Origin of the sequence: Aldersonia sp. NBC_00410 (genome assembly GCF_026342035.1) — a bacterium.
In the GTDB taxonomy this organism is placed as follows: Bacteria; Actinomycetota; Actinomycetes; order Mycobacteriales; family Mycobacteriaceae; genus Aldersonia.
The window spans coordinates 24,383-29,311 of record NZ_JAPENM010000019.1; the positions used below are offsets into that span (position 1 = coordinate 24,383).

A 4,929-nucleotide genomic window follows, 5' to 3' on the forward strand; every position below is an offset into this window, starting at 1 on the left:
GCCGGACCGGCGGATGCCGCGCCCTCCGACAACGTCACCTGCAGATCGAACTTCGCGGTATCCGACACCGCATCCAGGCTCGCCACCGTCAACCCGGGCAACTCGAACCGCGTCGTACCCAGGTTCTGGAACGTCAGGGCGACCTGGAACAACGGGTTGCGTGCCTGCGACCGAACCGGATCCAGGATCTCCACCAGCCGCTCGAACGGCACATCCGCATGCCCGAACGCACCCAGATCCGTTTCCCGAACCCCCGCGAGCAGATCGGTGAACGATTCGCCAGCATCGACACCGGTCCGCAGCACCAGCGTGTTGACGAACATCCCGACCAGATCATCGAGCTCACGCTCACCACGACCCGCGATCGGCGTACCCGACCGCAATGTCCTCGGTGCCGGACAGGCGCGCCAGCAGCACCGCCAGTGCCGCATGCACCACCATGAACAACGTCGCCTCATGCGCCCGCGCCACCCCAACCAGTGCGGCATGCAGGTCGGCCGGAATTTCGAACCCGACCGTGGCACCAGCAAACGACGCCACCGCCGGCCGCGGCCGGTCCGACGGCAGATCCAACTGATCCGGCACACCCGCAAGCTGCGTTGCCCAGTACGCGATCTGCCGCGAAATCAGCGACTCCGCATCCTCATCGGAACCGAGCACCGCCCGCTGCCACAACGCGTAATCGGCGTACTGCACCGGCAACGGCAACCAGCCCGGCACCTCACCACGAGTGCGCGCCTCGTACGCCACCATCACATCACGCGCCAACGGGCCCACCGAGAAACCATCGGTAGCAATGTGATACGCCACGAACACCAGCACGAACTCATCGGTGACCGCGTCGCTGACGCGGAACAAACCCGCGCGCACCGGAACCTCGGTCGTGACATCGAACCCGCGACCGGCAATCGCGGCCACCGCACCGAACAGTTCCGCCTCGCTCACCGACACCGGCGCCAGATCCAGACCCACCTGCTCGGCCGACAGCACCACCTGATACCCGACACCATCGATCTCGGGGTAGACCGTGCGCAGCGACTCGTGCCGCCCCACCACATCGGTGACCGCCAGTTGCAGTGCAGCAGTATCGAGTTCACCCGACAACCGGATCGCCATCGGGATGTTGTCCACCGCCGACTCCGGATCGAAACGGTTCAGGAACCACATCCGCGACTGCGCGAACGACAACGGCACCCGCTCGGGCCGCGGGCCCGCCACCAATGCGACCCGCCCGGTGCCGGTATGCGATTCCACCGCCACCGCGAGACGTTCCACCGTGGACGCGTCGAACAGGACACGCACCGGCACCGTCGCATCCAGCGCCGCACCCAGGCGCGACGTCACCTGCATCGCCAACAGCGAGTTACCACCCAAAGCGAAGAAATCATCATCCAAACCGACGTGCTCGACCCCAAGCACCTCGGCGAACACACCGGCCACGGCCTGCTCGACCGGCGTCGTCGGCCCACGGAACACGGCCGCGGTGAACACCGGCTCCGGCAGCGCCTTGCGATCCAGCTTGCCCGACGCGTTCAGCGGGAACGCCTCGAGCACCATCACCGACTCGGGCACCATGTAGGACGGCAGGACCCGGCCCACCTCGGCCCGCACCTGCTCGGCATCGATCTCGACACCAGCGGCCGGCACAACGTAGCCCACGAGCCGGTCACCGACATCAGCAGCGCGCACCATCGCGACCGCCTGATCCACGCCCGTCAAACCCAGCAACGCCGCGTCGATCTCGCCCAACTCGATCCGCTGACCCCGCAGCTTCAGCTGGAAATCGCTGCGCCCCAAGTACGCCAACTCACCCGACGAAGTCCACCGCACCACATCACCGGTGCGGTACAACCGCTCACCGGCCGGGCCGTACGGGTTCGCCACGAACCGCTCGGCCGTCAGATCCGCCCGACCGACATACCCGCGTGCCAACTGCACGCCGGTCAGATACAACTCACCCGAAACACCCACCGGCACCGGACGCAACCGCCCGTCCAGTACGAATACCCCGGTGTTCCACAGCGGCGCCCCGATCGGCACCGCGACGATGTCGACTTCGGTCACCTGGTGATAGGTCACGTCCACCGCGGCCTCGGCGGGGCCGTAGAGGTTGTGTACCGCCACGCCGAACGCCCGCATCCGCTGCGCCAGCGCGGTACCGAGCGCCTCGCCCCCGGAGAACACCCGCCGCAGCGAACCGAACCGCCGCATCGCTCCGGGCCGGTCCGCGACCGACTGCGCAAACACCGCGAGCATCGACGGCACGAAGTGCACCGTCGTCACCGACTGCGCCTCGATCACGTCAGCGAGATAGCCCGGATCACGATGACCGTCCGGCACCGCCACCACCAGGCGCGCACCCTCACCCAACGCCCAGAACATCTCCCACACCGACACGTCGAAGGTCACCGGAGTCTTCCACAACAGCACATCCGACTCGTCCAACCGGTACTGCGCCTGCCGCCACCGCATTTGATTCACGATCGCGGCGTGCGTCACCGCCACCCCCTTCGGGCGGCCCGTCGACCCGGACGTGAAGATCACGTACGCCGTGTTGTCCGCACGCAGCGGCGCGACACGATCCGCATCCGTGATCGGGCCCGCCGCGAACCCCGACAGATCCAGCGCATCAACGTTCACGACCGGCCGCTCCGCTGTGCCGAACCCGTCCGCGGTCGTGGTCAATACCAGCACCGGATCCGCGGTCTCCAGCACGTAAGCGATCCGCTCGGCCGGATGGTCCGGATCGACCGGCACATACGCCGCGCCCGCCGCCACCACGGCATGAATCCCGACCAGCAGATTCACACCTCGGCCCATCGCCGTCGCCACCCGCGACTCGGGGCCCACACCGATCGAAACCAGATGCCGGGCAAGCCGATTCACCCGCGTTGCGAACTCGCCGTAGGTCAGCGACTCACCCTCGAACACCACCGCGACCGCGTCCACGGACGCCGCGACCTGCCGCTCGAAATCATCACGAAGCAACCCCGTCACACCCGAGACCGCCGTGTCGTTCCACTTCCGCAGGATCTGCGACCGCTCGGCGGGATCGAGCAACGCCACATCGGCCACCGCCACACCCGGGTCCGCGACCATCGCCGCCAGCATCCGCACGAGGCGCGCCGCAATGGTCGCGACGGTAGCTTCGTCGAAAAGGTCACGGGCAAACAAGATCTCGCCGGACATGCCCGAGTGCTCCGACGTTCCCGGATTGTTCTCGGCGAGTCTGAACTGCAGGTCGACCTTCGCCGTCTCGATACCGGCGTCGAGCCCCGACACCGACAGCCCCGGCAGCGTGAACTCGGTCTGCCCGAAATTCTGGAATGTCAACAACACCTGGAACAACGGGTGCCGCGCTTGGGACCGGGTCGGGTCGAGCGCCTCCACCAACCGTTCGAACGGCACGTCCGCTTGCCCGAACGCGGCCAGATCGGTTTCCCGCACGCCTGCGATGAGATCCGTGAACGACTCGCCACCTTCGACACCGGTCCGCAGCACAAGGGTGTTGACGAACATGCCGATCAGGTCATCGAGCTCACGCTCACCACGACCCGCGATCGGCGTGCCCACCGCAATGTCGTCGGTGCCCGAAAGCCGCGCCAGCAACACGGCCAGTGCCGCGTGCACCACCATGAACAGGGTCGCCTCGTGCGCGCGCGCCAACCCCACCAACCCGGCATGCAGTTCGGCCGGGACCGCGAACCGCACCAGCCCGCCCCGATACGACGCCACCACCGGCCGCGGGCGATCCGTGGGCAGGCCCATCTCGTCCGGCAGATCGGCCAGTGCCCGTGCCCAGTAATCGATCTGTCGTGTGATCAGCGAACCCGGATCGTCCTCCGAGCCGAGTACCTCCCGCTGCCACAACGCAAAGTCGGCGTACTGCACCGGCAACGCCGCCCAACCCGGCGCCTCACCCCGGGTACGCGACTCGTACGCCACCATCACATCACGTGCCAACGGACCCACCGAAAAACCATCGGTGGCAATGTGATAGGCCACAAACACCAAGACGAACTCGTCCGTGGCACCGCGGCTGTCGCCGGTGACGCTGTCGCTCACACGGAACAAACGCGCGCGCACCGGAACCTCGGTCGTGACATCGAACCCACGCCCGACCACCCCGGCCACCACACCGAAGAGTTCCGCCTCGGTGACCGACACGGGCGCGAGATCCAGACCCACCTGCTCAGGCGACAGCACCACCTGGTAACCGGCACCATCGAGTTCGGGGTAGACAGTGCGCAGCGACTCGTGCCGCTCGAGCACATCGGTGACCGCGGCCTGCAACGCCGCCACATCCAACGCACCCGACAACCGGATCGCCATCGGAATGTTGTAGGCCGCCGACTCCGGATCCAACCGGTTCAGGAACCACATCCGCGACTGCGCCATCGACAACGGCACCCGCTCCGGCCGCGGACCGGCCACCAACGCGATCCGGCCCGTACCGGTGTGCGATTCCACCGCCACCGCTAGACGTTCCACCGTCGGCGCCTCGAACACCACCCGCACCGGAACCGAGGCATCCAGCACCGCACCCAGGCGTGACATCACCTGCATCGCAAGCAGACTGTTGCCGCCCAAAGCGAAGAAATCGTCGTCCAGGCCGACGTGCTCGATCCCGAGCACCTCGGCGAACACCCCCGCCACCACCTGCTCCACCGGAGTCGTCGGGGACCGGAACACCGCCACCTCGAACACCGGCGCCGGCAGCGCCTTACGATCCAACTTCCCCGACACATTCAACGGGAACGCCTCGAGCACCATCACCGACTCGGGCACCATGTACGACGGCAGCAGCGACTTGACCGCCGACCGCAACACATCCACATCGATCTCGGTCGTCGGGCCGCTGGGCACGACGTAGGCCACCAGACGGTCACCCAGATCGTCCGCGCGCACCAGCACGACCGCCTGACCCAC

Annotated in this window: 1 protein-coding gene and 1 pseudogene; both read right to left on the reverse strand. The window is 67.2% G+C overall.

The annotated features are described in order from the left end of the window. Positions 1–83: 83 nt before the first annotated feature. Positions 84–458, reverse strand: a pseudogene (locus OG921_RS26650) (condensation domain-containing protein); the annotation flags it as partial. Continuing rightward, positions 349–4,929 (reverse strand): non-ribosomal peptide synthetase (locus OG921_RS26465; RefSeq protein ID WP_266115540.1); only part of this gene is annotated, 4,581 nt, incomplete at its 5' end. The pseudogene OG921_RS26650 and the gene OG921_RS26465, both read right to left, overlap by 110 nt.